The sequence below is a fragment of the Phreatobacter sp. genome, from assembly GCF_030691135.1.
GTDB lineage: Bacteria > Pseudomonadota > Alphaproteobacteria > Rhizobiales > Phreatobacteraceae > Phreatobacter.
Window position 1 is genome coordinate 1 of the sequence record NZ_JAUYFA010000113.1, and the last position, 4802, is coordinate 4802.

Annotated in this window: 6 protein-coding genes; 2 read left to right on the top strand and 4 right to left on the bottom strand. The window is 69.8% G+C overall.

The genetic code is table 11. The features are described 5' to 3' along the window. Positions 1-879, top strand: an 879-nt coding sequence (locus Q8O26_RS20455) for a tripartite tricarboxylate transporter substrate binding protein (RefSeq protein WP_305579033.1), incomplete at its 5' end; no start/stop codon positions are given. Between the two features lie 29 nt (positions 880-908). Here Q8O26_RS20455 and ybgC read toward each other — a convergent pair. The 3 genes from ybgC to ruvA form a co-directional block, all read right to left on the bottom strand. Next, positions 909-1367 carry a tol-pal system-associated acyl-CoA thioesterase gene (ybgC, locus tag Q8O26_RS20460; protein ID WP_305579035.1) on the bottom strand — a complete coding sequence of 153 codons (459 nt, stop codon included), beginning with the start codon at positions 1365-1367 and terminating at the stop codon, positions 909-911. A gap of 65 nt (positions 1368-1432) precedes the next feature. Beyond that, on the bottom strand, positions 1433-2476 hold the full coding sequence (gene ruvB, locus Q8O26_RS20465; protein WP_305579037.1) for a Holliday junction branch migration DNA helicase RuvB: 1044 nt from the start codon (positions 2474-2476) through the stop codon (positions 1433-1435). Beyond that, positions 2473-3090: a Holliday junction branch migration protein RuvA gene (ruvA, locus tag Q8O26_RS20470; protein ID WP_305579039.1), complete on the bottom strand. Its 618-nt coding sequence runs from the start codon at positions 3088-3090 to the stop codon at positions 2473-2475. The genes ruvB and ruvA overlap by 4 nt, the downstream gene beginning before the upstream one ends. Positions 3091-3367: 277 nt before the next feature. Here ruvA and Q8O26_RS20475 point away from each other — a divergent pair, with 277 nt between their 5' ends. Next, the gene (locus tag Q8O26_RS20475) at positions 3368-3991 is read left to right on the top strand and encodes a ribonuclease HII (protein ID WP_305579041.1); all 624 of its coding nucleotides are present in this window, start codon (positions 3368-3370) and stop codon (positions 3989-3991) included. A gap of 139 nt (positions 3992-4130) precedes the next feature. Here Q8O26_RS20475 and Q8O26_RS20480 read toward each other — a convergent pair. Then, positions 4131-4802, bottom strand: a 672-nt coding sequence (locus Q8O26_RS20480; RefSeq protein ID WP_305579043.1) for a uracil-DNA glycosylase family protein, incomplete at its 5' end; no start/stop codon positions are given.

Genomic DNA, 4802 nt, shown 5'->3' on the forward strand with positions numbered 1-4802 from the left:
CGCCCGGTGCGGGTCGTCGTGCCCTACTCGGCGGGCGGCGGCGCCGACACGGTCGGCCGCATCCTGTTCCAGAAGCTCGCGGCCCTGACCGGCGGCAGCTTCGTCATCGAGAACCGCGGCGGCGCCGGCGGCACGATCGGCGCCAATGCGGTGGCGACCGCCGAGGCCGATGGCTACACGATCCTCTTCGACGCCAGCGCCCATGCCTCCAATCCGAGCCTCTTCCCGCGCCTGCCCTACGACACCGCGAAGGCCTTCCGGCCGGTCTTCCTCGCCGCCGTCGTGCCAAATGTGCTGGTCGTCCATCCGAGCGTTCAGGAGCGCACCGTCGCCGACATCATCGCCGCGGCGAAGCGGGCCCCCGGAAAGATCGACTGGGCCTCCTCCGGCAATGGCTCCGCCCAGCATCTGGCGCTGGAACTGTTCAAGAGCATGGCGGGAATCGACGTCACCCACGTGCCCTATCGCGGCGGCGGCCCGGCTCTCAACGACCTCGTCGCCGGCCAGATCAAGTACTTCTTCTCGAACCTGTCCTCGTCCATCGAGCACATCCGCGGCGGCCTGCTGCGCGCCGTCGCCCACACCGCCTCCGCGCCGGTCGAGGTCATGCCGGGCCTGCCAGCCATGGCCGACACCTTGCCCGGCTACCAGGCGCTGGAATGGAACGGCGTCTTCGTTCCGGCGGCGACGCCTGACGCCGTCGTCGCGCGGCTGAGCAGCGCCCTCAACGAGGCGATCAGCGATCCGGCGATCAGCACTCGCCTGACCTCGCTCTCGGTGACCAGCCGGCCCAACACGCCCGACGAGTTCGCCGCCTTCGTGCGCGCAGAGATGGACAAGTGGGGCCCGATCATCCGCAGCGCCAACATCCGCCTCTAGGCTGAGGCGCCTTTTTGGCGGGCTCATCGTCAATCGAGGCCCTTCGGCGTCATCGCCCGCCTGAGGCCGTCGGGAATGCGCACCGGCTTGCCGCCGGCGAGGAAGGCGACCCGGACCTTCGCCTCCACCAGCACCTCGGTCCCGCGCAGGACCCGCTGCGCGAGATTGAGCGTCGCCCCCTTCACCGCCTCGGTGCGGGTCTCGACCGTCAGCACGTCGTCGATCCGCGCCGGCCGCAGGAAGTCGATGCCCATCGAGCGCACGACGAAGAAGAAGCCGGCGCCGGCTTCCTCCTTCGCCTGGACGAACAGGTCACCCTGGGCCACACCGAGCAACCGCAGGAAATCGGTGCGCCCGCGCTCCATGAAGCGCAGATAGCTGGCGTGATAGACGACCCCGGAAAAATCGGTGTCCTCGTAATAGACGCGGACAGCGAGGTGATGGGTCTCGCCGTCGATGCGGCCGGCCAGATCGTGGCCATCAATCATGCCGGATGCCTTTCTGCGCAGATCATGCCGCCGCTCTAGGAAGCCGATGAGGCGAAAACGAGACCTCAGACCTCCTCGTCGCCCTTGAACAGGGTGAACTGCGCCCCTTCGCGGGCCGGCTCGGCGAGGCCGAGATGGCGGAAGGCGCCTGAGGTGAGCAGGCGTCCGCGCGGCGTGCGCTGCAGGAAGCCCTGCTGGATGAGGAAGGGCTCGATGATCTCCTCGATGGCGTCGCGTGGCTCGGAGAGTGCCGCCGCCATGGTCTCGATCCCAACGGGCCCGCCGCCGTAATTCAGCGCGATGGCCTTCAGATAGCGCCGGTCCATGGCGTCGAGCCCGGCATCGTCCACCTCGAGCCGGGTCAGCGCCTCGTCGGCGATGGTCCGGCTGATCGTGTCGGAATCCCGATAGATGGCGAAGTCGCGCACCCGGCGGAGCAGCCGGCCGGCGATGCGCGGCGTCCCGCGCGCGCGCCGCGCGATCTCGTTCGCCCCGTCCACCGAAATGCCGACGCCGAGCACCCGCGCGCCGCGGGTGACGATCAGCTCCAGTTCCTCCACCGTGTAAAAGGCGAGGCGGATGGGGATGCCGAAACGGTCGCGCAGTGGCGTGGTGAGAAGGCCGGCGCGGGTCGTCGCGCCGACGAGGGTGAATTTGGCGAGATCGATCTTCACCGAGCGCGCCGCCGGTCCCTCGCCGATGATCAGGTCGAGCTGGAAATCCTCCATGGCGGGATAGAGGATTTCCTCCACCGCCGGATTGAGCCTGTGGATCTCGTCGATGAAGAGCACGTCGCGCTCTTCGAGATTGGTCAGCTGTGCCGCCAGGTCGCCGGCCTTGGCGATGACCGGGCCGGACGTGGCGCGGAAGCCGACCCCGAGTTCCTTCGACAGGATCTGCGCCAGCGTCGTCTTGCCGAGGCCGGGCGGGCCGACGAAGAGCACATGGTCGAGCGCCTCGCCGCGGGTGCGCGCCGCCGAGATGAAGACCTCGAGATTGGAGCGCGCCTGTGCCTGACCGATGAACTCGGCCAGCCGCTGCGGCCGCAGATGCGTGTCGGCATCGTCGTCGCGACGTTCGGCGGAGAGGATGCGATCGGGCTCGGTCACGAACTGAGTTCCTTCAGGCCCAGCCGGATCAGCTGCTGGGTATTGGCCCCCTCGCCCGCCTTCTGCGCCGCGGCATGCACCGCAGCCGCAGCCTGCGGCGGGCCATAGCCGAGATTGGTCAGCGCCGAGATCGCATCCTGGATCGGGCCCGGCGCGCGCTTCTCGTCGACGTCCCCGGCGAGCTTCGCCAGCGTCGGGTCGATGTCAGTGAAGCCCGGCGCCTTGTCCTTGAGCTCGGTGATGATGCGCTCGGCGACCTTCGGGCCGACACCGTTGGCCCGGCCGATGGCCGCCTTGTCGCGCAGCGCGATGGCATTGGCGAGGTCGGAGGCCTTGAGCGTCGAGAGCACCGAAAGCGCCACCTTGGCGCCCACCCCCTGCACGGCGAGCAGCAGACGGAACCACTCGCGTTCCAGGTCGTTGGCGAAGCCGTAGAGGCGGATCATGTCCTCGCGCACCATGGTCTCGATGGAGAGCACCGCCGCCTCGCCGGCCGCGGGTAGCGCCTGCAGGGTCCGCGCCGAGCAGTGGACGACGTAGCCGACACCGTGGACGTCAACGATCACCCAGTCGGGTCCGTAGCTGTCGATGGTGCCCTTGAGCTTGCCGATCATGTGAGGTCCGCCGGTTGAAGAGGTGCTTATAGCGGATTCGGCCGTCGCGCGTTCACCGCCGGGCGGCGCCACGGGGCCGGCACTCCGCTCGCCCTGAATCGGCACGTGAAGGAGTTGAATCGGATTGTCGCGGACGGACCCCGGGCCTCAGCACAACAGCACAAGTCTCTGATGTCGCGAGGTTTTCATCCTCGACCTGAATCGGAAGCAAAGCCGACGAAGCAGCCGGGCCGCCACCGCGGCTTGCCGCAGCCGGCCAATTTGGCGAGACAGGATCATGGCCGGACCGATTCCCACCTTCCGCCTCGAGGCGCGCGCGCTGGCGCAGGGTTTCGCCCCCGTCGCCGGAGTGGACGAGGCCGGTCGCGGCCCCCTCGCCGGCCCCGTGGTCGCCGCCGCCGTGATCCTCGATCCCGAGGCCATCCCGGCCGGCCTCGCCGATTCCAAGGTGCTCGACGCAGCGCGCCGCGAAGCGCTCTACGAGGCGATCAGCGCCTCCGCCCTCGCCTGCGCCATCGCCTCCTCGGCACCCGCCCGGATCGACGCGACCGACATCCGCAAGGCGACCCTGCACGCCATGACACGGGCGGTCGCCGCCCTCGCCCTCCCGGCGCGCCATGTGCTCGTCGACGGCCGCGACGTGCCGCCCCTGCCGCTCGGCGTTTCGGGGGAGGCGATCGTCGACGGCGACGCGCTTGTGCTGTCGATCGCCGCGGCCTCGATCCTCGCCAAGGTCCATCGCGACCGGCTGATGCGCCATGTCGGCCTCGTCCACCCGGCCTATGGCTTCGCGGTTCACAAGGGCTACGGCACGAAGGCGCACCGCGAAGCCATCGCGCTCCATGGCCCCACCCATCACCACCGGATGACCTTCGGCTCGCTGAAGCCGCGGGCAGGGTAAGCGGGTTTGCCGTTTCCCGTCGCCACCGAAGCCTTCAGCGCTGCCGCAGAGAGGTGAAGAGGCGCCGGTCAAGGCTCAGAACCTCCGCGCCTGCGCCGGCGATACACGGGACCCCGCCCTCGCCGGGCCGACAGGGCTTTCAGAGCCCGAGGGTCTTCCTGATCGTCAGCATGTCGCGCCAGGCCTGGCGCTTGGCGATGGGGCTGCGCAGCAGATAGGCCGGATGCAGCGTCGCGACGGCCTGGATCGTTCGCCCGCCGGCCTCGAAGCCCATGAGACGGCCGCGCACCTTCATGATGCCCTTGAGGCCGAGCAGCGTCTCGGTCGAGGGCGCGCCGACGCAGACCAGCAGCTCCGGCGCCTTGAGCTCGATCTGCCGCCGCACGAAGGGCTCGCAGATGGCGATTTCCTGCGGCGTCGGCGTGCGGTTGCCGGGGGGACGCCAGGGGATGATGTTGGCGATATAGGCATTGGTCTTCCGGTCGAGGCCGACGGCGGCCAGCATCCGGTCGAGCAACTGGCCGGACTTGCCGACGAAGGGCCTGCCCTCCATGTCCTCCTCGCGCCCGGGCGCCTCGCCGACGAACATGACCCGGGCGTCGCGCGCGCCGTCCTCGAAGACCGTGCGCGAGGCCGTGGCCTTCAGCGCGCAGCCCTCGAAGGATTCGACGATGGCGCGCAGTTCGTCGAGGCTGGCTGCGGAACGGGCCGCCTCGCGTGCGGCGGCGACGGCCGAATCGGGGGCGGGCGGCGCCCCGGCGGCGCTGACCGGCTGCGGCCTTGCGACGGCGGGCGTGCGAACCGCCTCCTG